Source organism: Photobacterium piscicola, from assembly GCF_046058925.1.
Lineage (GTDB): Bacteria > Pseudomonadota > Gammaproteobacteria > Enterobacterales > Vibrionaceae > Photobacterium > Photobacterium piscicola.
The window spans coordinates 3,075,284-3,098,174 of the sequence record NZ_CP175534.1; the positions used below are offsets into that span (position 1 = coordinate 3,075,284).

19 protein-coding genes and 1 riboswitch are annotated in these 22,891 nt (G+C 42.6%); of the genes, 16 read left to right on the plus strand and 3 right to left on the minus strand.

Going from position 1 to position 22,891, the window contains the following annotated elements; all coding sequences use genetic code 11:
• The first annotated feature begins 12 nt into the window (after positions 1 to 12).
• The 7 genes from leuB to thiQ all read left to right on the plus strand — a co-directional run bounded on the left by leuB (position 13) and on the right by thiQ (position 7,662).
• Positions 13 to 1,101: a 3-isopropylmalate dehydrogenase gene (gene leuB, locus ACJZU6_RS14375; protein ID WP_408900480.1), complete on the plus strand. Its 1,089-nt coding sequence runs from the start codon at positions 13 to 15 to the stop codon at positions 1,099 to 1,101.
• A 26-nt stretch (positions 1,102 to 1,127) separates the two neighbouring features.
• A complete protein-coding gene (gene leuC, locus ACJZU6_RS14380; protein WP_408900954.1) occupies positions 1,128 to 2,555 on the plus strand; it encodes a 3-isopropylmalate dehydratase large subunit in 1,428 nt (475 codons plus the stop codon).
• A gap of 13 nt (positions 2,556 to 2,568) precedes the next feature.
• Entirely contained in the window at positions 2,569 to 3,171 is a 603-nt protein-coding gene (gene leuD / locus ACJZU6_RS14385; RefSeq protein WP_408900481.1) for a 3-isopropylmalate dehydratase small subunit, read from the plus strand.
• A gap of 121 nt (positions 3,172 to 3,292) precedes the next feature.
• Positions 3,293 to 4,075 carry a DUF547 domain-containing protein gene (locus tag ACJZU6_RS14390; RefSeq protein WP_408900482.1) on the plus strand — a complete coding sequence of 261 codons (783 nt, stop codon included), beginning with the start codon at positions 3,293 to 3,295 and terminating at the stop codon, positions 4,073 to 4,075.
• Between the two features lie 28 nt (positions 4,076 to 4,103).
• A riboswitch (TPP riboswitch) is annotated at positions 4,104 to 4,220 on the plus strand.
• Positions 4,221 to 4,328: 108 nt separating this feature from the next.
• Entirely contained in the window at positions 4,329 to 5,327 is a 999-nt protein-coding gene (thiB, locus tag ACJZU6_RS14395; protein WP_107276414.1) for a thiamine ABC transporter substrate binding subunit, read from the plus strand.
• 12 nt (positions 5,328 to 5,339) lie between these two features.
• Positions 5,340 to 6,947, plus strand: coding sequence for a thiamine/thiamine pyrophosphate ABC transporter permease ThiP (gene thiP, locus ACJZU6_RS14400; RefSeq protein ID WP_080158596.1), 1,608 nt, complete (start codon positions 5,340 to 5,342; stop codon positions 6,945 to 6,947).
• Positions 6,940 to 7,662: a thiamine ABC transporter ATP-binding protein gene (thiQ, locus tag ACJZU6_RS14405; RefSeq protein WP_327767720.1), complete on the plus strand. Its 723-nt coding sequence runs from the start codon at positions 6,940 to 6,942 to the stop codon at positions 7,660 to 7,662. The genes thiP and thiQ overlap by 8 nt, the downstream gene beginning before the upstream one ends.
• A 78-nt stretch (positions 7,663 to 7,740) precedes the next feature.
• Here thiQ and ACJZU6_RS14410 read toward each other — a convergent pair whose 3' ends face one another.
• The gene (locus tag ACJZU6_RS14410) at positions 7,741 to 9,117 is read right to left on the minus strand and encodes a PhoH family protein (protein WP_080158598.1); all 1,377 of its coding nucleotides are present in this window, start codon (positions 9,115 to 9,117) and stop codon (positions 7,741 to 7,743) included.
• A 342-nt stretch (positions 9,118 to 9,459) separates the two neighbouring features.
• On the opposite strand from ACJZU6_RS14410, the gene rapA reads away from it, so the two are divergent.
• The 3 genes from rapA to ACJZU6_RS14425 all read left to right on the plus strand — a co-directional run bounded on the left by rapA (position 9,460) and on the right by ACJZU6_RS14425 (position 14,258).
• Positions 9,460 to 12,381, plus strand: a complete 2,922-nt coding sequence (gene rapA, locus ACJZU6_RS14415; protein WP_408900483.1) for an RNA polymerase-associated protein RapA — start codon at positions 9,460 to 9,462, stop codon at positions 12,379 to 12,381.
• A 158-nt stretch (positions 12,382 to 12,539) separates the two neighbouring features.
• Positions 12,540 to 13,238: a bifunctional tRNA pseudouridine(32) synthase/23S rRNA pseudouridine(746) synthase RluA gene (rluA, locus tag ACJZU6_RS14420; RefSeq protein WP_080158625.1), complete on the plus strand. Its 699-nt coding sequence runs from the start codon at positions 12,540 to 12,542 to the stop codon at positions 13,236 to 13,238.
• A 66-nt stretch (positions 13,239 to 13,304) separates the two neighbouring features.
• Positions 13,305 to 14,258: a D-2-hydroxyacid dehydrogenase gene (locus tag ACJZU6_RS14425; protein WP_107276411.1), complete on the plus strand. Its 954-nt coding sequence runs from the start codon at positions 13,305 to 13,307 to the stop codon at positions 14,256 to 14,258.
• 87 nt (positions 14,259 to 14,345) lie between these two features.
• Here the strand turns inward: ACJZU6_RS14425 and djlA are convergent, their stop codons facing one another.
• Positions 14,346 to 15,200, minus strand: a complete 855-nt coding sequence (gene djlA, locus ACJZU6_RS14430) for a co-chaperone DjlA (RefSeq protein ID WP_080158601.1) — start codon at positions 15,198 to 15,200, stop codon at positions 14,346 to 14,348.
• Positions 15,201 to 15,370: 170 nt separating this feature from the next.
• Here djlA and lptD point away from each other — a divergent pair, with 170 nt between their 5' ends.
• From lptD to ACJZU6_RS14460, 6 genes are all read left to right on the plus strand, one after another.
• The gene (lptD, locus tag ACJZU6_RS14435; RefSeq protein ID WP_408900484.1) at positions 15,371 to 17,770 is read left to right on the plus strand and encodes an LPS assembly protein LptD; all 2,400 of its coding nucleotides are present in this window, start codon (positions 15,371 to 15,373) and stop codon (positions 17,768 to 17,770) included.
• A 47-nt stretch (positions 17,771 to 17,817) separates the two neighbouring features.
• The gene (surA, locus tag ACJZU6_RS14440) at positions 17,818 to 19,125 is read left to right on the plus strand and encodes a peptidylprolyl isomerase SurA (RefSeq protein WP_080158626.1); all 1,308 of its coding nucleotides are present in this window, start codon (positions 17,818 to 17,820) and stop codon (positions 19,123 to 19,125) included.
• Between the two features lie 10 nt (positions 19,126 to 19,135).
• Positions 19,136 to 20,128, plus strand: coding sequence for a 4-hydroxythreonine-4-phosphate dehydrogenase PdxA (gene pdxA / locus ACJZU6_RS14445; RefSeq protein WP_080158627.1), 993 nt, complete (start codon positions 19,136 to 19,138; stop codon positions 20,126 to 20,128).
• Positions 20,125 to 20,946 carry a 16S rRNA (adenine(1518)-N(6)/adenine(1519)-N(6))-dimethyltransferase RsmA gene (rsmA, locus tag ACJZU6_RS14450; RefSeq protein ID WP_080158603.1) on the plus strand — a complete coding sequence of 274 codons (822 nt, stop codon included), beginning with the start codon at positions 20,125 to 20,127 and terminating at the stop codon, positions 20,944 to 20,946. Before pdxA ends, rsmA begins: the two co-directional genes overlap by 4 nt.
• 101 nt (positions 20,947 to 21,047) lie before the next feature.
• Positions 21,048 to 21,464 carry a Co2+/Mg2+ efflux protein ApaG gene (apaG, locus tag ACJZU6_RS14455; RefSeq protein ID WP_369925598.1) on the plus strand — a complete coding sequence of 139 codons (417 nt, stop codon included), beginning with the start codon at positions 21,048 to 21,050 and terminating at the stop codon, positions 21,462 to 21,464.
• Positions 21,465 to 21,514: 50 nt separating this feature from the next.
• Positions 21,515 to 22,333, plus strand: coding sequence for a symmetrical bis(5'-nucleosyl)-tetraphosphatase (locus tag ACJZU6_RS14460; RefSeq protein ID WP_080158605.1), 819 nt, complete (start codon positions 21,515 to 21,517; stop codon positions 22,331 to 22,333).
• A gap of 65 nt (positions 22,334 to 22,398) precedes the next feature.
• Here the strand turns inward: ACJZU6_RS14460 and folA are convergent, their stop codons facing one another.
• Positions 22,399 to 22,884: a type 3 dihydrofolate reductase gene (folA, locus tag ACJZU6_RS14465; RefSeq protein ID WP_408900485.1), complete on the minus strand. Its 486-nt coding sequence runs from the start codon at positions 22,882 to 22,884 to the stop codon at positions 22,399 to 22,401.
• Positions 22,885 to 22,891 lie beyond the last annotated feature (7 nt).

Consider the following 22,891-nt stretch of genomic DNA (forward strand, 5'->3'; position numbering starts at 1 on the left):
AGAGCACCCACCATGGCAGGTTCATATAATATAGCAGTACTACCCGGTGACGGTATTGGCCCAGAAGTGATGCAACAAGCACACAAAGTCTTAGCTGCAGTCCAACAAAAATTTGATATTACCCTTAATTGTCATCAGTTCGATGTTGGTGGTATTGCGATTGATAATCATGGCTGCCCCCTACCGTCCATCACTCTAAAAGGTTGTGAAGCTGCAGATGCGGTATTGTTCGGCTCTGTTGGTGGCCCTAAATGGGAACACCTCGCTCCCAATGATCAACCGGAGCGTGGCGCACTCTTACCACTACGTAAGCACTTTGAATTATTTTGTAACTTACGCCCAGCACAAATCCACCGTGGTCTAGAACACTTTTCTCCACTACGGGCTGATATCTCTGAGCGTGGATTTGATATTGCCGTTGTACGTGAACTCACTGGCGGCATTTATTTTGGCGAGCCCAAAGGTCGATCAGGTGAAGGCGCACAAGAAAAAGCCTTTGATACTGAAACTTATCATCGCTATGAAATTGAACGCATTGCTAAAATAGCCTTTGAATCTGCGCGCTTACGCCGTAAAAAAGTCTGTTCAATTGATAAAGCCAATGTACTACAAAGCTCAATTTTATGGCGTCAAGTGGTTGAAGAAGTTGCGGTTGATTACCCCGATGTCAGCTTAACTCACATGTACATTGATAACGCCACTATGCAACTTATCAAAGATCCATCACAATTTGATGTGATGTTATGTTCCAATATTTTTGGCGATATTATTTCCGATGAATGCGCCATGATCACCGGTTCAATGGGCATGTTGCCATCTGCAAGTTTAAACCAACAAAAATTTGGTCTATATGAACCGGCTGGCGGTTCAGCACCTGATATCGCAGGTAAAAATATTGCCAACCCCATAGCCCAGATTCTATCCGCAGCCTTAATGTTGCGTTACAGCCTTGGTGAAGAAAATGCGGCTCGTGCAATAGAAAAAGCGGTGGCACAAGCACTAGAAGCGGGGCAACTAACGGCAGATTTAGCCAGTAATAACACCGCCCTTACCACCAGCGAAATGGGTGACAAAATCGCCGCCTATATTCAACATGCATAAGGAACAGCATGATGTCGAATACAATAATGTCACCCTCAAGCCAAGCCAGAACGCTTTATCAAAAAGTCTATGATGCCCATGTGGTAGTAGCAGCGGCTGGCGAAAACCCAATCTTATATATTGATCGTCATTTAGTGCATGAAGTGACCTCACCACAGGCATTTGATGGGCTGCGCGAACAAGGTCGCCAAGTTCGCCAAGTAAATAAAACCTTTGCCACCATGGATCATAACGTTTCAACTCAAACCAAAGACATTAACGCCAGTGGTGAAATGGCACGAATCCAAATGGAAACCCTAGCAAAAAACTGTGCTGATTTTGGGGTTACCTTGTATGACTTAAACCATAAATATCAGGGTATTGTCCATGTAATGGGACCAGAGTTAGGTATTACCTTACCCGGAATGACTATTGTTTGTGGCGATTCACATACCGCGACTCACGGTGCATTTGGCGCACTGGCTTTCGGTATTGGCACCTCAGAAGTTGAGCACGTATTAGCGACCCAAACTCTTAAACAATCTCGCGCTAAAACCATGAAAATTGAAGTTACAGGAAAAGTAGCAGAGGGTATTACCGCGAAAGATATCGTACTAGCGATTATCGGTAAAACTACCGCTGCTGGCGGAACAGGTTATGTGGTTGAATTTTGTGGCGAAGCTATCACGGATCTGTCGATGGAAGGTCGCATGACAGTGTGTAATATGGCGATAGAGTTAGGTGCAAAAGCAGGCTTAATTGCCCCAGACCAAACTACTTTTGATTATATTAAAGGCCGTAAATTTTCACCTCAAGGTGCTGATTTAGACGCCGCTATCACTTATTGGCAAACCCTCACCAGTGATGACAACGCAGAGTTTGATGCGGTTGTCACCTTAAATGCTACCGAGATCAAACCACAAGTGACATGGGGCACGAATCCCGGTCAAGTGATTGCTGTTGATGAGCCGATCCCTGCACCTGAAAGTTTCAGTGATTTAGTTGATCAAACATCCGCTAAAAAAGCCTTGGCTTACATGGGACTAGAACCTCATAAATCATTATCTGATTATGCTATCGATAAAGTTTTTATCGGTTCTTGTACCAATTCACGTATCGAAGATATGCGCGCCGCAGCTGCTATTGCTAAAGGCCGTAAAGTGGCCGCTAATGTCCAAGCCTTAGTCGTGCCGGGTTCTGAACAAGTAAAAACTCAAGCAGAGCAAGAAGGCCTAGATAAGATCTTTATTGAAGCGGGGTTTGAATGGCGTTTACCTGGGTGCTCAATGTGCCTTGCAATGAACAACGATCGCTTAGGCCCTCAAGAGCGATGCGCATCCACCAGTAACCGTAATTTTGAAGGACGTCAGGGACGAGATGGTCGTACCCACTTAGTCAGCCCAGCCATGGCGGCGGCGGCGGCATGTGCAGGACACTTTGTCGATATTCGTCAACTTGAACCACTATCGGCATAATAAGGACATAACTATGACAGGCTTTACTCAACATACAGGGTTAGTGGTACCGTTAAATACCGCCAATATTGATACCGATGCCATTATTCCAAAACAGTTTCTTCAAAAAGTAACCCGTACTGGATTTGGACAACATTTATTTCATGATTGGCGTTTTTTAGACGATGGCGGTCAACAACCTAATCCCGATTTTATAATGAATGCCCCTCGTTACCAAGGTGCAACCATTTTACTGGCTCGCGAAAACTTTGGCTGTGGATCATCGCGTGAACATGCACCATGGGCGTTAGCCGATTACGGCATTAAAGTAATGATCGCCCCTAGTTTTGCTGATATTTTTTATGGCAATTCAATCAATAACCAAATGATCCCTGTTCGTCTTACAACGCCACAGATTGATGCGTTATTTGATTATGTAGCAACCACTGAAGGGGCAAAAATCACCGTAGATCTAGCGGCTATGACAGTAACAGCGAACGGTAACCAATATTCATTTGAAATTGACGAATTTCGACGTCACTGTCTATTAAACGGATTAGATAACATAGGCTTAACCCTGCAATACCAAGCGAAAATTGCTGAATATGAAGCTAATATTCCTACTTATCTCGCTTAAATTAACTAATCTTAATACTAATGCCTGTTAATCTCAGGCATTAGTATCGCCCTACTCGGCTGTAATAAATCAGATATCATTACGGTCTTCTGTTGATATCTCTTTTTATAACAGGTTCAATATGCGTATTGTGTTTAGCTTATTGTTGATTTTCGCTTCTTGGTCTCTATGTGCCGCCCCGAAAGCGGATCTATTACCTTATTGGCAAGATCAGGTGGCCAGCAATCAACGCGATATCAATCATCACCCATGGCAACAATTATTAACTAAATACTTAGTTGTTAGCCCACAACAAACACTGTTTCGTTACAGCGCAGTGACTCCCGCCGATAAACAGCAATTACAGAATTATATTAATCAGTTAGCTAAACTTGATCCACGCCAATATAATCGTAATGTTCAGTTTGCTTATTGGGTGAATCTTTATAATGCGCTGACAGTACAATTGATCATTGATAATTACCCAATCACATCAATTACTAAACTCGGTGGTTTTTTCAGTTTTGGACCTTGGGATCAACCTATCGTCACCATCACAAATAAAACCTTAAGTTTAAATGACATTGAACATCGTATATTACGTCCGATTTGGCGCGATCCTCGCATTCATTATGCGGTTAATTGTGCCAGCTTAGGTTGTCCTGACTTACTGCCTCAAGTATTTGATAGTCATCACCTTGATCGACAACTCAACAATGCTGCCAGCCGTTTTATTAATAGTAATAAAGGGGTACGTACCAACTTAAAACAAACAACTTTATCGTCAATTTATGATTGGTATAGCGTTGATTTTGGTAATCGACAGGCCTTATTGCAGCATATAAACCATTATCGAGTGCATAAAAAAATCAATGGCGATAACATTAAATTTGATTACAACTGGCAGTTAAATCAGAAGCTATAACTTAGTACAAGTTACAGGTACAATGCTCGTGTTCTCATTGGGGAGCCATTAGGCTGAGATTGTTGTTATTATCTTGATTGATATAGCAGAACCCATTGAACCTGAACCAGGTAATGCTGGCGTAGGAATTGAGAAACGCATGGGTATTTTACCCCTGTCTAGCTGCTATTACAGCATGCTGCTACTACCTCTCAAGCCTGTGCCGCTCTCTCTTTTTATTTTGTTCGCAGGATGCTGACATCAGGAGCGCATAGTGAAAATCAGTTACACACTTTTACCGCTAATATCGATAGCGTTACTCTCAAATAACGTCTTGGCGGCCGATAATACCCTTAATGTTTATACCTACAGCTCGTTTTCATCCGAGTGGGGGCCTGGACCTATTATCAAAAAAGCCTTTGAAGCCCAATGCGATGGTTGCAAAGTTAACTTTGTCTCTTTAGAAGATGGCGTATCAATTCTTAATCGAGTTCGTTTAGAAGGCAGCCGTAGCCAAGCGGATATTCTATTGGGGCTTGATAACAACCTGATGACTGAAGCTAAACAAACGGGACTACTGGCAAAACAACATGTTGATCTAAGTAAATTAACCTTACCTAAAGGTTGGCATGACGATACCTTTATTCCTTTTGATTATGGCTATTTTGCGTTTGTTTATGACAGCACCAAATTACCCCATCCACCCACCAGTTTAAAAGCGCTGGTTAACGATCAAAACATCAGTGTCATCTACCAAGATCCGCGCACCTCAACCCCAGGTCAAGGGCTGATGTTATGGATAAAATCAGTGTACGGCGATAAAGCGACTGCCGCATGGCAACAACTTGCTAAACACACAGTAACGGTAACAAAAGGCTGGTCAGAAGCTTACAGCATGTTCCTTGATGGTGAAGCTGATATGGTATTGTCTTACACCACCTCACCGGCTTATCACATTATGGAAGAGCATAAAAATCAGTATAAAGCGGCCAACTTTAAAGAAGGTCATTACATGCAGGTTGAAGTTGCCGCCAAAATGAAAAATAGCCCACATCCTAAACTAGCAGATCAATTTATGCAGTTCATTGTCAGTGATGGGTTTCAATCTCAAATTGCGACCCACAACTGGATGTATCCTGTTACTAAACAACCACTGCCCGCCGCATTTAATCAATTAAGCGTGCCAGATAAAGCATTAGAATTTAGTGCTGATGAAGTGGCTCACAAGCGTAAAGAATGGATTCGAGAATGGCAGCAAGCGCTGACCCAATAATGGCATACCGTTGTGAATAAACGTGTAACTCAACTTCTGCCCGGACTATTAAGTGTCGGGCTTATTTTATTACTGGTGATCGCCGCGATCACCAGCCTTATACTTCATGCTGGGCAATGGCAACTGAGTAGCTTATGGCATGATCCTTATCTACGTCATGTGACGCGATTTAGTTTTTACCAAGCCTTGCTGTCTACTTTACTCAGTATTGTGCCTGCAATTGCGATTGCTTACGCACTATCACGACGCAATTTTATAGGTAAACAACTGTTATTACGTTTGTTTGCGATGACGCTAGTGATGCCTGTATTAGTGGCGGTGTTTGGCTTATTAGCGATCTACGGCAAAAGCGGTATCATTAGCCATGGGTTAAGCTGGCTCGGATTACCCCGACTAAACATTTATGGTTTAAGTGGCATTTTACTGGCACATGTGTTTCTCAACTTACCATTAGCGGTACGCTTTTTACTCCAAAGTCTAGAATCAATTCCCTATGAACAACATCAATTAGCCGCCCATTTAGATCTTCGTGGCTGGTATAAATTCAAACTTGTCGCTTGGCCTCGGTTACGTCAACAATTGCCCCATGTGGCGGGGCTTATTTTCATGCTGTGTTTTACCAGTTTTGCGGTGATCATGTCACTGGGGGGCGGTCCTAAATCAACCACCATTGAACTGGCAATTTACCAAGCGATTCGCTATGACTTCGATCTTGCTACTGGTGCTATTTTAGCGCTGTGGCAAATGTTACTTTGTGGAGGATTAGTGTTACTTAGCCATCGCTTTGCCAAACCACTAGCAACCTTTAGTGCCTCTGTGGGTAAAAATGTGGTTAATTATCAAGATAATTGGCGTGCAAAATGGTGGGATTGGAGTTGGATCGTGGCTGCAATATTGCTGGTTATCCCACCAATTATTGCAGTTTTTGTTGCTGGATTAAACCGTCAACTGCCGCAGTTATTACAACAACCGGCACTGTGGCATGCAGTCGCTAATTCACTTGAAATTGCGGTCATGGCATGTAGCTTAGCGTTTGTTTTTGGCATGATGATCTTACTCGCGAGTCGACAATTACGCTTAAATAAACAACGTTTGAGTGCCGATAGTATTGAAATGATCGGCACCATTATTTTAGTTACTCCAGGGCTAGTATTAAGTACCGGTATTTTCTTATTACTGCGCCAATATACCGATGCCTATGGCGCTGCTTTTTGGGTTGTAGTGGGGGTTAATGCTTTAATGGCACTGCCTTATGTGATCAAAACCCTTAGCCAACCTATGCTACATATTGCTCAACAATACAATACGTTATGTCATAGTTTAGGCATGCGTGGTTGGTCTCGATTACGACTTGTAGAGTGGCGAGCACTGCGTAAACCGATTGCACAGTCATTGGCTATCAGCTTAGTATTGTCACTGGGTGATCTTGGGGCAATTGCTTTATTTGGTAGCCAAGATTTTCAAACGCTACCACTGTATTTATTCCAATTAATGGGTAGCTATCGCATGGATGGTGCTGCTGTGGCGGCATTATTATTGTTATTACTCAGCTTAGGTTTATTCAGCGCGATTGAATATTGTTTCCAGCCTCGGCGTACCAAAGGCAAACACCATGCTTGATATAAACCAATTATGTTATACCTATCAACCTCAACGCCAACATGAACATCCTATGCAGTTAAGCTTTAACTTTAGCCTTCAACAAGGTGATATTGCGGCGTTAATCGGTCCAAGTGGTGCAGGGAAAAGTACCTTATTGGCGCTTATTGCGGGGTTTTTACAGCCACAACATGGTGATATAACCATCCACCAGCAATCAATTATTACGCTTGATCCTGCTCAACGGCCATTATCAATGCTGTTTCAAGAGCATAATTTATTTCCGCATTTAACGGTCTATGAAAACATTGCTCTTGGCGTTGATCCTCGTCTTAAATTGAGTACCCAGCAACGCCAACAGGTACATGATGCAGCAGAAAAAGTGGGATTAACAGCGTATTTACCCCGCCTACCCGAGCAACTATCTGGCGGACAGCGGCAGCGGGTGGCATTAGCGCGCTGCTTAATTCGACAACGGCCTTTATTATTGCTTGATGAACCGTTTTCGGCACTTGATCCTACGTTGCGTAACGACATGCTACAGCTGGTACAGCAACTGGCTCAGCAGCAAGCCATCACCGTATTAATGATCACTCATAGCCCTGATGATGCTAAAAAAATCGCCAATAAATGCATCTTTATTGATAACGGAGAAGTGAAAGCATTTGGGGAGACTGATGCGCTATTAAACCACCCCCAACAACCAGACTTACGTCATTACTTAGGCTTAGCGTAATAACGGCCATAAACAAAGCCGAGCTCAGTATGTTATCCCTAGAGCTCGGCTTATATTATTAAAACAACAACGATGAACTTAAAGATTTTCTTCCGCAAATTCAGCTAAACGACTTCGCACCACACCATTAATATAAATATTGGCGCTACCCTCAAAATGTTTAAACCGTTCAACAATGTAAGTTAATCCTGATGTTACTGGTGATAGATAATTGGAATCAATTTGCGCCAAGTTACCCGAGCACACCAACTTAGTCCCCTCACCACAACGGGTAATAATGGTTTTTATCTGTGATGCAGTTAAATTTTGACACTCATCAAGCAGCACAAAGGCATTTTGAATTGAACGTCCACGCATAAAGTTAATCGATTTAAATTGAATATTGGCTTTATCAAAAATATATTTCATTGAACCATCAGTGCAGACATCATGCTTATGTAATGCTTCCATGGTGTCGGTAACCGCCGCTAACCACGGCAACATTTTTTCTTCTTCAGTACCGGGTAGAAAACCAATAGATTCAGCAATTTCAGGTGTATTACGCGTAACAATTATCTTGTCATACATGCCTTTTTCTATCACCTGCTCTAACGCTGCTGCCATCGCTAAAATGGTTTTACCACACCCAGCAGGACCAGTTAATATCACTAAATCAATACTGGGATCGAGCATGGCGTCCAATGCCATACCTTGATAAATGTTTTTAGGATGAACCCCCCATGCTTGGCGATGCATTAAGCGCTCATAACTGATGTCTTTAATCGTAACCTCTTCACCATCAATCGCTTTGATTCGCGCGGCAAATTCTTCACTGTCATCCAGTAAATATTGATTCATGTACGGATTATCAAATAACGATCGAGGCAAAATATGTAAGGTTGAACTACCGCGATTTTCAGAATGGCATTCAGCGACATTACTCCAAAAATTACCTTGATAACGGTGAAAACCTTTACTGAGTAAAGCGATATCATCAATCAATTGATCGGAGCGATAATCATCAACATTCAGCACCCCAGCCCCTTTGGCTCGTAAACGCATATTGATATCTTTCGTCACTAAGACTACGCTTCTAGGAGTATGTTTTTGTTGTAGAAAAAGAACACTATTAAGAATACGGTTATCACCTGCTTTATCACTAAAAGCATGCACCGTTTGTTTGACTTCATAATCAGCAAAAATAGCAATAGTGCCGTTATGTGGAATCTGATCATTAAAAGGAATTCCCGCTGAAATTTGCTCAGGGGTCGCATCGTGAAAGATATTTTCTAGTGCGCGAATAGCAACCCGCGCATCACGTGAAACATCACGCTTACTGTCTTTAATACGATCTAATTCTTCCAGGACTGTCATCGGAATCACGACATCGTGTTCCTGGAAAGAAAAGATAGCGAGAGGTTCATGAAGCAGAATATTTGTATCAAGTACAAACAGTTTCCGTTCGGCATTGTCCATAAGCACCTCCTTGGTAGGGCGAACAACAATAAACTTGGCTATCACTCTTTTAGCTTACGTCAAAATTAACGTTTGTGTTAATTACAGCATTTATAACGATTAGCAGGCATAACAATTAAAGCATCTATTGATTAAACTAAAATGACATTAAGACTCACGCTTCTTTTGCACACTTTCACCGTGACCTTAATCACATCATGCAGTAACATAACTCCCCCATTTTTGAGTTATGCGTATGCCATATTATTCATCTATGCATTTAGTTTTATTATAGACGATAAATAGACAACGCGAATTATAATATTTTCCTTTATATCAAATAATTAGAAGGTTTCTAGCACTATGCCATTTGCTTTGGGTCAACGTTGGATCAGTGATACAGAAAGTGATTTAGGTTTGGGAACAGTCGTCGCGATTGAGCCTCGCACTGTTAGCTTGATGTTTCCAGCATCAGATGAAAACCGTTTATACGCTCGACATGATGCACCAGTTACCCGTGTAATGTTTAATGTTGGCGATGTGATTGAAAGCCACGAAGGCTGGTCGCTCAAAGTTGAAGCGATCGAAGAAGATAAAGGAATTATCACTTATATCGGTACCCGTATAGATACCGAAGAAAGCGATGTCGCGTTACGTGAAATATTTTTAAGCCATCAAATTCGTTTTAATAAACCGCAAGATAAATTATTTGCAGGTCAAATTGATCGTATGGATCGATTTGCATTACGTTACCGCGCGCTAAAAAATCAATATGAACAACTAAAAAGCCCATTGCGTGGTTTATGTGGCATGCGTGCAGGTTTGATTCCGCACCAGCTTTATATCGCTCATGAAGTCGGTCGTCGTTATGCACCACGCGTACTTTTAGCCGATGAAGTAGGTTTAGGTAAAACCATTGAAGCGGGCATGATCATTCACCAACAAGTGCTATCTGGCCGTGCTGAACGTATTCTGATTTTGGTACCCGAAACGCTACAGCACCAATGGCTTGTAGAAATGATGCGTCGCTTTAACCTTCATTTTTCTATTTTTGATGAAGAGCGTTGTGTTGAGTCTTTAGCGGATGCGGCTAACCCATTTGATACCGCACAATACGTACTGTGTTCACTTGATTTCCTACGCAAAAGCCGCCGTCGATTTGAACAAGCATTAGATGCCGATTGGGATCTATTAATTGTTGATGAAGCGCATCACCTTGAATGGAGTGAAGAGCGTCCAAGCCGTCAATACCAAGTGGTTGAAGCTATTGCTGAAAAAACACCTGGCGTATTACTGCTAACGGCAACCCCTGAACAATTAGGCCGTGAAAGTCACTTTGCCCGCCTACGCTTATTAGACCCTGATCGTTTTTACGATTACGAAGCCTTCGTCGAAGAAGAACGTCAATATGAACCAGTTGCTGACGCCGTATCAAAGTTACTTGCTGGTGAAAAACTTGATAGCAACGCTAAGCAGACTCTAGTTGATTTACTTGCAGGCCAAAACGTTGAGCCAATGATCACGGCGATTGAAAATGCAACCACAGCAGATGATGCAAAAGCGCTTGAAGCACGTCACGAATTAATCCGTAATCTCATGGATCGTCACGGTACTGGCCGCGTATTATTCCGTAACACCCGTTCAGCAATCAAAGGTTTCCCTAAGCGTCACCTCAATATGTACCCATTACCAATGCCAAATCAGTACAGCACCGCGATGCGTGTAGCTGGCATGATGGCAGGTAAACTAAGCATTAACGAAAAAGCGATTAAACTGCTTTATCCTGAAGATATCTATCAAGAGTTTGAAGGTGAATCAGCGACATGGTGGAACTTTGACCCTCGCATTAACTGGTTGTTAGATATGCTAAAAGCCAACCGTAATGAGAAAGTACTGGTGATCTGTTCTCGTGCTCAAACCGCATTAACGTTAGAGCAAGCCCTACGTGAGCGTGAGGGTATTCGTGCGACCGTGTTCCACGAAGGCATGTCGATCATTGAACGTGATAAAGCGGCGGCGTATTTTGCGCAAGAAGAGAGTGGCGCTCAGGTATTAATCTGTTCAGAGATTGGTTCAGAAGGTCGTAACTTCCAATTTGCTAATCAATTAGTAATGTTCGATTTACCAAGTAACCCTGACTTGTTAGAGCAACGTATTGGTCGTTTAGATCGTATCGGTCAGCAACGTGAAATTGAAATCCACGTACCGCACCTTGAAGGCACCTCACAAGCCTTATTAGCACGTTGGTTTAATGAGGGCTTAAACGCGTTTGAAGAAACCTGCCCAACGGGTCGTCCTGTCTATGAAGCGGTATGTGAAGATTTAATCACACTACTTGCTAGTGATAAGCAAGACAGTGACGCACTGGAAGCGGTGATCACTCAAAGTGCGGCACTACATAACGAACTTAAAGGTAAACTTGAACAAGGCCGTGACCGCTTACTTGAAATCCACTCCAATGGTGGCGAAGCCGCACAACAGTTAGTGGAACAAATTAGCAGCAAAGATGGTGATACCAACTTGGTCTCTTTTGCACTGGGCTTATTTGATACCATTGGTCTTAACCAAGACGACAAGGGTGAAAACGCAATTGTGGTAACACCGTCAGAGCACATGATGGTTGCAAGCTACCCTGGCTTACCTTACGACGGTTGTACCATCACCTTTGATCGTAATACTGCGCTATCACGCGAAGATCTGCATTTTATCAGCTGGGAACACCCAATGATTCAAGGTGGCATTGAATTGCTATTGAGTGAAGGTGTCGGAACAACGGCAGTTTCATTACTGAAAAACAAAGCACTGCCTGTCGGTACTTTATTATTAGAACTGATTTACGTGGTTGATGCGCAAGCACCAAAACAATCGGGTATTGGTCGTTTCTTACCTAAAACACCTATTCGCATTCTACTTGATAGCAAAGGTAATAATCTGTCTGCCAATGTTGAGTTTGAAAGCTTTAACCGTCAGTTAAGCCCAATTAACCGTCATTTAGGCAGCAAGTTAGTCAACTCAGTACAAAAAGAAATCCATACTCTTATTGCTCATGCTGAACGTGAAATTGACAAAGAGTTAGTTACCGTACGTAGCCAAGCACAAGCCGAGATGGAAGCAACATTACGTGCTGAGCATCAACGTTTACTGGCACTAAAAGCAGTTAACCCTAACATTCGTGATGACGAGTTAGAATTGATTGAATCTCAAATTTTGGATTTAACAGACTACATTGCTAAGGCTCAAATTCAACTGGATTCACTGCGTTTAATTGTTGTTAGCCATAACTAATTACTGACATTATCGGTATGAAAATTTAACCGTCGAGAGTATGTTTACAGCATCTTATCGGCGGTTTTTTTATAGCTAACATACTATAGACATACCAATTGTAAGGCATTCATATTAGTATGCTGACCAATTTTTCACTCTCAATTTGCGAGCGCATCATGAAACCATTGCCAGTGCTAAACTATAATCCCCCCACGGATCCTTGGCTGGATACTCTTTTTATTGATAGCGATATTATAGCGATCAATAAACCAGCGGGTCTGTTATCAAATCCAGGTCGTCAACCTGAGCATCATGACAGTGTATTTGCGCGCGTATTAGCTCAATATCCTCAATCACAAATTGTACATCGGTTAGATATGGGTACCTCTGGCTTGATTGTATTGGCATTAAATAAAGCTGCTGAACGCCACTTCAAAGCACAATTTCGTGAGCGTGAAACCAAAAAAGTGTATTACGCACGAGTCTGGGGACAAATGGAGCATGATACAGGTACGGTTGATTTGCCACTAATTTGTGATTGGCCTAACCGCCCTCGTCAAAAAGTATGTTTTGATGACGGAAAGCCGTCAGTGACCCACTATGAAGTATTAAGTCGCGATGAAAATAGCACTCTAGTTCGCTTATTACCGATTACAGGTCGCTCACATCAGCTACGCGTACATATGCAAGCGCTAGGGCACCCTATTTTAGGTGATAAATTCTATGCCAATGACGAAGCGATTGCGGCATCACCACGACTATTATTGCATGCAGCAGAACTGACCTTTACCCATCCAGGGACTGATGAGCCAATGCACCTGTTTGCGCCGTGTGAATTTTACCCACAAGCACTAACGCAAACAATTTACCCGTAAACGGTAGGCATCTTTTACAATGAATGCTAGCGTACAGCTTGCATTCATTGTTTATTGAGATGACCCATGGAAACTATCGTTTTTCTTGATCATGGCACTATTCCGGCACACATTAGTCTTCCTCGCCCTGATTTTTGTCACCAATGGCATCAATACGACGCAACAACTGCATCACAAGTGGTTGAACGCCTACAACACGCCACGATAGCAATCACCAATAAAGTTGTACTAAATAGTCAGGTACTGGCTCAATTACCTCTCCTCAAATTTATCGCCATTGCTGCAACAGGGACTAACAACGTTGATCTCGATTATTGTCGCACTCACAATATCAAGGTCGCTAACATTCAAGGTTATGCTACTCGCTCAGTGCCAGAACATGTTATTGCGATGATTTTTGCCCTTAAACGCAATCTTGCGGGCTATCAACAAGACATCGCTAACGGTGAATGGCAACGTCAGCAGCAATTTTGTTTTTTCACCCACCCAATTACTGATGTTGCAGGATCAACTTTGGGTATTATTGGTAACGGTGGCTTAGGTCAGGCTGTCGCCACACTGGCACGCGCTATTGGTATTGAGGTGTTATTTGCCGAACATGCAGGGGCAACTCAATGCCGTGATGGCTATCACCCCTTTGAGCAAGTGCTGCGCGAAGCTGATATCATTAGCTTACACTGCCCACTGACACCAACCACCCATAATATGATTGCCGAATCACAATTGGCTCTGATGAAATCAAGCGCAATAATAATTAATACTAGCCGCGGCGGTTTAATTAACGAACAAGCATTAGTTGATGCACTCCTCTCTCACCAAATAGCAGGAGCAGGAATCGATGTTTTTACAACTGAGCCAGCATTGCCGTCAAATCCATTAATTGTTCATAGTCAGTTGTCCAATCTGATTCTAACGCCACATGTAGCATGGGGATCTGATTCCGCCATTCAAACATTGGTTAATCAATTGATAGACAATATTAATAGCTTCCATCAAGGTACCCATAAAAATCAGCTCTAATCTCGATTTTTAGCCACAAAAAAGCGAGCATGGCGCTCGCTTCTTTTTATTGCTAATTGCGGTTCAACTATCGATGCCGTTAACTGACTATTTAAAGCCTTTTTCTTTACGGATCAGATCATAAGCTGCTTGCAGTTCTTGGGTCTTTTGCTTAGCAATTTCCATCATTTCTGGTGGTAAACCTTTTGCCGCTAATTTATCAGGGTGGTGTTCATTCATTTGTTTACGGTAAGCTCGTTTCACTTCTTGTGCTGACGCGTCTTCATTAACACCTAGCACTTTAAAGGCATCCGCTAATTGATCACGAGTCGGCGGCGCTTGAAAACCACCCCCTTGTTGTTGGTATTGCTGATGAAAGCCACCTTGTTGAAAACGAAACGCTGCTTCTTGCATCTGTAAGCGTTGTTCTAACTGAGCTTCAGAGAAACCAAGGTAACGTGCAATAACATGCAAGAGTTGACGTTCTTTTGGGTGTAATTGTCCATCCGCAAACGCCGCTTGAATTTGAAGCTCTAAGAAAAACTGTAATAAGTCAGCACGACCGGCGCTATTACGAACGCGATTAAGGGTTTCTTCCAGAGGGAAGTTATCTTCTTTACCTTCACGAAATGCATTTTGCGCTTGGCGGCGAGATTCACCCTGTAGCCCCATTCGATCCATGATCGTACTGGCAACACGAATTTCATTTTCAGTGACACGACCTTTGGCCTTCGCCATGTGTCCCATGGTGGCAAAGCAAGCATTAAAGAACTCAGCTTGGCGCTCTGCATTAGTGGCATTTTTACCACCAAAACCGCCAAAACCACCGTTTCTTTGGCGGGCATACGCTTTATCAAATTGATGACCAATAAATAAGCCAATTAGAAGACCTATATATTTAGGGCCAAGCAATATTCCCAGTAGAGCACCGAAAATTTTTCCCCATATACCCGTTCTCTGCATTCTATACTCTCTGGTAGTTCGTTAATTTTTTCACTGTTTACCCAACAGCATGCGCTGAAAAGATGCCGTCGCGTTAAATTTGCATTATGATAGCTGTCATTTGTCGGGAATGCTTGTAAAAAGCGCAACAATTCGCCTTGCACCAAATTGATACAGGAATGTTGAATTAGATGTCACTTACCTCTCACAGTTTACTAGCCACAATGATTAGCTTAGCCCTATATGGCCCAGCAATGGCTGCTGACATTACCCCTACAAGCGGTGATAGTCACAACCAAAAAAACATTGCCGATCCTGCTAATAATGCAATTAATGGTAACAAAAATCCAATTGCGATGGTACGTGGTGTCTGCATCCCGGAAAAAGATCGCAAACAAGATACCAATAACGAACCTATCCATATCAGTGCTAACCGTGTGGAAGCACAACAAAATACAGCAGCAGTGTATTCTGGCGATGTGGTAGTAAAACAAGGCACGCGGACGATTGTTGCTGATAAAGCGACCTTACAACAACCTACCAACATTGTGACCGCTAACGGCAATGTTTTCTATCAAGATGGTGGCATGGACATTGATGCCAAAAGCTTAACCAGTGATCTTAATACTAAAGATGCGCAAATGAATGATGCGGTCTATCAAATGACCTGTCAGGCTGGCCGCGGTGACGCTAAATTAATTGAACGTCGCAATGTGGATGGCACTCAATTTTACAAGATGACAGATGGTACTTATACCACCTGTCCTGAGAACGATAAAAGCTGGCGCTTTGCAGCAGGTAGTCTAGATCGTGATGGTGATTCACCATTTGCCGATTTGTACAACGCCCGTTTTGAAGTCCTTGATGTACCAGTTTTTTATCTACCATGGTTACGTGTTCCTGTTACTGATCAACGTCTTACTGGTTTTTTATACCCGTCAATTAGCTACGGTTCGAAAAACGGTATGGAGCTAGAAACACCTTTTTACTGGAACATAGCTCCCAATTACGATTTAACCTTCACCCCTAAGTATATGAACCACAGAGGATTACAGTTAACCTCTGAATTCCGTTACTTGTCTGATTTTGGTCAAGGTAAAGTAATCGGTGAATATTTAGGCCACGATAAAAAATACCGTGACTATGATAAACGTTGGGGCTTCCAATGGACGCATAGCGGCATTATCGATAAAAACTGGTTGCTGAACATCGATTACAGCAAAGTCAGTGATGCGCAATATTTTGATGACGTCGACTCAATTATTGGTCAACGTGAAGATAATAACCTTCTTCAAACGGCATCGTTGGCTTATCGTAATGATAATTGGGACACCAGCTTAATGGTACGTGACTTCCAACCACTGACTGAAAGTGGCGAAGGCACCCAGTATCGTTTAATGCCCCAACTATCGAGCACCTACTATAAATCTGATCTGCCTTACGGGTTAGATTTTAGTTTACCGATGAGTATCAGTAAATTTGATACCGATGACAGATCCAAACCAACAGCAGATCGAGTCACAGTAGAACCTACATTAACCTTGCCGTATGCGACCCCTTGGTGGTCTGTTACCACCCAAGCTAAATTAATGTATGCCCATTACAATCAGCAGTTTGATGTTCAGGCAAACCCCGAACTCAACACTCTCGACAAAACTGCAGATCGTACGGTGCCCGAATTTAGAGTTAACAGTAGCCTCTATTTTGAACGTGATACCTCGATCATGGGTGAGCATTACACCCAAAGTTTAGAGCCACAACTGCAATATTTATACGTTAAGGATGTTGATCAAAGTGGCATCTATAACCCCGTTAATTATAACGGTGGCGGCTATGATTCAACGCGCCTACAACAAGACTATTACGGCCTATTTAGCGATAGAACTTATAGTGGTCATGATTATATCGCACCGGCCAACCAATTTACGGTTGGTGCAACCACGCGTTATTATGATGCAAACTTTAAGGAACGTTTTACCCTTTCATTGGGTCAAATTTTCTATATTGATAAACCCGTCGCTGATGGCACAGATGCAAAGAGCTATTCTGCAACCGCATTAGAGACTGAATTCAACCTTGATGATAATTTATTCTTCAAGAGTGCAATGCAATATGATTCAAGTGAAAATGAAGTTCAGCAAGGCAGTACCGCGGTTGAATACCGTAATGGACGTGTGTTTGTGCAACCAAGTTATCGCTATGTATCCAGTAGTTACTTAACCAAATATGTTGATAACCCTAATATTGAAATTAATGGCAAACGCGATGGTATTTCACAATTAGGTTTATCGGCAGGTTTCCCTATTAATGACAACATTGATGTTACTGCGGATTATTTCCAAGATATGAACGTCAATAAAATGTTAGAGAGTCGCGTAGGTTTAGTTTACCGCTCGGCATGTTGGATGATAGGTTTAAGCTATAATCGCTATGCAAAAGATCCATTGAACCAAGATTTTACCGAATACGACAGCAATGTTAGTTTCTCGTTTAGTCTACTTGGTCTTCAAGGTGCACGACCATTTGGTCAAACATCAGATGATGGCGGCAATATTCTGGGTTATGCAGACCCATTTACACTTAAAAATTAATGATCGTGGCGGTAATTAATATCGCCACTCAACATGACGGACTATCAATGAAAAAGTGGAAGTATTCGGCGCTAAGCGTAATGCTCATGGGTATGACAGCAACAGCGGTTGCAGCACCTCAACTACAAGAATTAAATCAAATTGTCACCACAGTAAATGACGGCGTGATTTTACAAAGTGACGTCAATGCAATGTTGAAAACGGTTCATCTCAATGCTGCAGCAGAAGGTCAGCAACTGCCTCCGAACAATATTTTACGTCAGCAAGTGATGGATAAATTGATCATGGAGAATTTGCAGATTCAACAAGCCAAGCAGCTGGGTTTACGCATTGATGATAGCCAGTTAGATCAAGCCGTTGCCGATGTCGCTAAACAGCGCAAGATGACGGTGACTCAACTGCGTCAAGATTTAGCAAGCGCAGGTATTAGCTACCCAATGTTCCGTGAGCAATTACGTAACGACATGCTAGCCTCTGAAGCACGCACCATTATTGTGCGTAAACGCGTTAACATTCTTCCTCAAGAAGTGGATAACCTTGCAGCACAATTAGCAAAACAAACCCAACAAAACGTGCAATACAATATCAGCCAAATTCAAATTGCCGTTAATGACGACGCTGATAAAGCGACCCGAGAAAAAGCCAAGCAAGAAGCAGACAAAATTTATGCTGAGATTAAACAAGGCGCTAATTTTGCCGAATTGGCTTACCGTTACTCAAAAGGCCCTAAAGCTCTAAAAGGTGGCGAATGGGGTTGGATGAGCAAAGAAGAAATGCCGACAATTTTTGCTGACCAAATCAAAACCAGCAGCAAAGACAGTGTCATCGGTCCTTTCCGTAGTGGCGTTGGTTACCATATTTTAAAAATTAATGATGTTAAAGGCATGCCAACCGTTTCAGTGGTTGAAGTGAAAGCTCGTCATATTTTAATTAAAACATCTGTTATTTTAAGTGATGCCGCCGCTAAAAAAGAATTACAACAAATTCGCCAAAAGATCATCAGTGGTAAAGAAACCTTTGCTGCCGCTGCAAAACAATACAGTGCAGATCCCGGTTCTGCGGCTAACGGTGGTCAGCTAGGTTGGCAGGTACCATCAATCTATGCGCCTGCTTTTGAAAAAGAAGTAGAAACATTACCTGTCGATCAAATTAGCCAACCGTTTAAATCTCAATTTGGCTGGCACATTGTTGAAGTTGAAGGCCGTCGTAATGTCGATCGCACCGAAGCTGCATTAAAAAATCGTGCAGCTCAAATCCTATTTAACCGTAAGTTTAATGAAGAAGCACAAACATGGTTACAAGACCTTCGTGCTGGCGCATATATCGAACAAATGAATAAGGTAAATAATGGCTAATAACAAGCATATGACTAACACACAACGGATTGTTATCACCCCAGGTGAACCGGCCGGGATTGGCCCTGATTTAGTCATAGCCTTGTGCCAACAACCTTGGCCGCACCAACTTGTCATTTGTGCTGATGCGCAGGTTATGGTAGAACGTGCGGCTCAATTAGGTTTACCTTTAACCATTTTGCCTTATCAACCTGAGTTAGCAGCACAACCGCATCAAGCGGGAACCATGACTGTTATACAGATTAATAGTACCACTGAGGTTGTCTGCGGACAGCTTAACGAGCAAAATGGTCTCTATGTATTAGCAACACTAGAGCGTGCAGCTGCAGGCTGTATGAGTGGTGAATTTGCTGCGGTTATAACCGGCCCTGTTCATAAAGGGGTTATTAACCGCGCTGGGGTTTCTTTTAGTGGCCACACTGAGTTTTTTGCACAGCAGTCAGATACCGCGCAAGTTGTTATGATGCTTGCAACAGAAGGATTACGGGTTGCTTTAGTGACAACCCATATTCCGTTAAACTGTGTCGCAAAAGCCATTACAGAACCTCGGCTAAAGCAAGTTATTCGTATCTTGCATGCTGATCTAGTGACTAAATTTGGTATTGCGTCTCCCAAAATTTATGTTTGTGGGCTCAATCCTCATGCCGGTGAAGATGGCTGTTTGGGCATGGAAGAAATTGATACCATTGCTCCAACATTAGAACAACTACGTCAACAAGAAGGCATGGATCTTATCGGACCGTTACCGGCTGATACCATCTTTCAAGAAAAATATTTAGCTGATGCCGATACGGTGTTAGCCATGTATCACGATCAAGGGTTACCGGTGCTGAAATACAAAGGCTTCGGTAAGTCAGTCAACATTACGTTGGGACTTCCCTTTATCAGAACTTCAGTAGATCATGGTACCGCACTGGAACTCGCAGGTACTGGGCAAGCAGACATAGGTAGCCTTCGGACAGCGCTATCCCACGCCCTCGAATTGGTAGAAAAACAAGCATGAGCAGCGATCAAGTCCACTTAGGTCACCGCGCGCGTAAGCGCTTTGGCCAAAACTTTTTAAAAGACCCATATATTATTGATGGCATTGTGTCAGCGATTAACCCTTTACCAGGCCAAAATCTGGTAGAAATTGGCCCCGGCCTTGGTGCGATCACTGAATATGTTGGTAAGTTAGTTGATAAATTTACAGTTATCGAACTTGACCGAGATTTGGCTGAGCGTTTACGTAATCACCCTGATCTAGCGTCAAAACTTACCATCCACGAAGGCGATGCAATGCGTTTCGACTTTACGCAACTTATTAAAGAAAATAATAAGTTACGTATCTTCGGCAACTTGCCTTACAACATCTCAACCCCGTTGATGTTCCACATTTTTGAATTTCATAAAGACGTACTAGATATGCACTTTATGCTTCAAAAAGAAGTGGTTAATCGTCTTGCTGCAGGCCCTGGTAGTAAAGCGTATGGCCGTCTAACGGTAATGGCGCAATACTACTGTAAAGTGATGCCAGTACTAGAAGTACCGCCAGAATCTTTTGTACCTGCACCAAAAGTAGATTCAGCAGTAGTACGTTTAACGCCGTATGAAGTGCTACCATTCCCATGTACTAACCTTAAATGGCTAGATCGTGTGTGTCGTGAAGGCTTCAACCAACGTCGTAAAACAATCCGTAACTGTTACAAAGGCTTGTTGACACCAGAACAACTAGAAGCGCTTGGTATTAACCCAGGTCACCGCCCAGAAAACATTACGGTAGAACAATTTGTTGCTATGGCTAATTGGCTTGACGTTAATTTCCAAAAAGAAGAGCAATAATGGTATAGCGCATTAACAACTGCGCCTATAACATAATAACCCTGTGTAACGTATCACGTGTTATGCAGGGTTTTCTTTATTTATCAGCCAACAATACTAAAATGAGAATAAATCATCAGCAAAGGATATTGCCTGTGAGTATCTCATCTCCTCCAACGATCAAATGCCATGTTGTCAGTCATTATCTAGCAGAACAATCGCAACCTGATCAGCAACGTTATGTATTTTCATACACTATCACCATTAAAAATCTAGGCCGCGGTAGCGCTCACTTACTAACACGCTATTGGTTAATTACTGATGCTAATGGCAAAAAATTGGTTATTGAAGGTGAAGGCGTCGTCGGACAACAACCGCATATCAACGCTGCTGATGAATTCACTTATACCAGCGGCACTATCATTGAAACCCCTGTCGGTGTTATGCAAGGTCAATACACCATGGAAGATGAAGCAGGTAATCGCTTTAAAGTTGAAGTGACACCATTTCGACTAGCAATGCCGAACATTCTTCATTAACCTAATGCGATTAATTTCATGTTAATTAACGCATTGATAATGGGAGCACCATGGCGACTTATCTTGTCGGTGATATTCAAGGCTGTTTACCCGACTTAAAAAAATTACTGGCCCAAGCAAATTTCGATCCTCATCATGATCATTTATGGCTTGCTGGCGATCTGGTTGCTCGCGGCCCAGAATCGTTAGAAACATTACGCTTTGTAAAAGCATTGGGCGATCATGCTACGGTCATTTTAGGCAATCATGATCTGCATTTATTAGCGGTATCTCATCAACTGGCGCGCGCTAAAAAAAGCGATAATATCCATCAAATTTTTACCGCTGAAGATGGCCCAGAACTCCTTAATTGGTTACGCCACCAACCATTATTAGCGGAACATCCTCATTACCCATTGGTTATGGTACATGCGGGTATTACGCCACAATGGACGCTTGAACAGGCGCGTCAACATGCACGAGAAGTCGAGGCTCTGCTTCAGTCTGATGATTACTTGTGGTTATTAAAAAACATGTATGGTGATGGCCCTGATTGGTGGCAAGACGATCTTTCTCAAATAGAACGGTTACGATTTACGATCAACAGTTTTACGCGAATGCGATTTTGCGATCCTCAAGGACGATTGGATATGCACTGTAAAGTACAACCCAATGATCCAAGTGCTGGTAACTTGATCCCTTGGTTTGATGTTAAGCGCACACAACCATTAGCAAAGACGATTATCTTTGGTCATTGGGCTGCCTTAATGGGTCATCAAGATGAACACTGTATTGGATTAGATACTGGCTGTGTATGGGGCAATAGCTTAACTATGCTGCGTTGGGAAGATGGGCAGCGATTCGTTACAGAGTGCCCGCTTTACGCATGATCGAGACACATAAAAATGCCGACAGTTATTGTCGGCATTCTTGATATTAACGTCTGCAACTTTGGTTATGATCGCTCTAAGATCACAAACTCCATCGCATAAGCATTTTTATCATCGGCATCATAATGCTGACTTTCAACGCGATGCCAATGATCACCCCACTCAGGAAATTGGGTATCACCGCCATCAATATCAGCATCAATAAAGGTTAAATATAATCTATCCGCTATCGGTAAACACGCTTGATAAATACTGCCGCCACCAATGATCATTAGCTCAGGTGCATCACCTGCGGCTAATTTTGCAGCCGCCATATCACTAACGACAGTGATCCCTTCTGCATAAAAATCAGGATTACGGCTAATAACAATGTTTAATCGTCCCGGTAATGGTCGTCCAATTGATTCAAAGGTTTTACGTCCCATCACTATCGGTTTACCTAGCGTGCAATGCTTAAACCATGCAAAATCAGCGGGTAAATGCCATGGTATGCTATTCTCTTTACCAATGATCCGTTGGTGAGCCATTGCAGCGATCATACTGATCTTCATTTTTGCA

Bases quoted from the DNA above. Each gene is read 5' to 3' on its own strand.
- ACJZU6_RS14425 (WP_107276411.1), top strand. From the start codon at position 13,305: ATGGAAACTATCGTTTTTCTTGATCATGGCACTATTCCGGCACACATT.
- folA (WP_408900485.1), bottom strand. From the start codon at position 22,884: ATGAAGATCAGTATGATCGCTGCAATGGCTCACCAACGGATCATTGGT.
- apaG (WP_369925598.1), top strand. From the start codon at position 21,048: ATGAGAATAAATCATCAGCAAAGGATATTGCCTGTGAGTATCTCATCT.
- leuC (WP_408900954.1), top strand. From the start codon at position 1,128: ATGTCACCCTCAAGCCAAGCCAGAACGCTTTATCAAAAAGTCTATGAT.
- ACJZU6_RS14390 (WP_408900482.1), top strand. From the start codon at position 3,293: ATGCGTATTGTGTTTAGCTTATTGTTGATTTTCGCTTCTTGGTCTCTA.
- thiQ (WP_327767720.1), top strand. From the start codon at position 6,940: ATGCTTGATATAAACCAATTATGTTATACCTATCAACCTCAACGCCAA.
- ACJZU6_RS14410 (WP_080158598.1), bottom strand. From the start codon at position 9,117: ATGGACAATGCCGAACGGAAACTGTTTGTACTTGATACAAATATTCTG.
- lptD (WP_408900484.1), top strand. From the start codon at position 15,371: ATGTCACTTACCTCTCACAGTTTACTAGCCACAATGATTAGCTTAGCC.
- leuB (WP_408900480.1), top strand. From the start codon at position 13: ATGGCAGGTTCATATAATATAGCAGTACTACCCGGTGACGGTATTGGC.
- djlA (WP_080158601.1), bottom strand. From the start codon at position 15,200: ATGCAGAGAACGGGTATATGGGGAAAAATTTTCGGTGCTCTACTGGGA.
- surA (WP_080158626.1), top strand. From the start codon at position 17,818: ATGAAAAAGTGGAAGTATTCGGCGCTAAGCGTAATGCTCATGGGTATG.
- rsmA (WP_080158603.1), top strand. From the start codon at position 20,125: ATGAGCAGCGATCAAGTCCACTTAGGTCACCGCGCGCGTAAGCGCTTT.
- ACJZU6_RS14460 (WP_080158605.1), top strand. From the start codon at position 21,515: ATGGCGACTTATCTTGTCGGTGATATTCAAGGCTGTTTACCCGACTTA.
- pdxA (WP_080158627.1), top strand. From the start codon at position 19,136: ATGACTAACACACAACGGATTGTTATCACCCCAGGTGAACCGGCCGGG.
- leuD (WP_408900481.1), top strand. From the start codon at position 2,569: ATGACAGGCTTTACTCAACATACAGGGTTAGTGGTACCGTTAAATACC.
- rapA (WP_408900483.1), top strand. From the start codon at position 9,460: ATGCCATTTGCTTTGGGTCAACGTTGGATCAGTGATACAGAAAGTGAT.
- rluA (WP_080158625.1), top strand. From the start codon at position 12,540: ATGAAACCATTGCCAGTGCTAAACTATAATCCCCCCACGGATCCTTGG.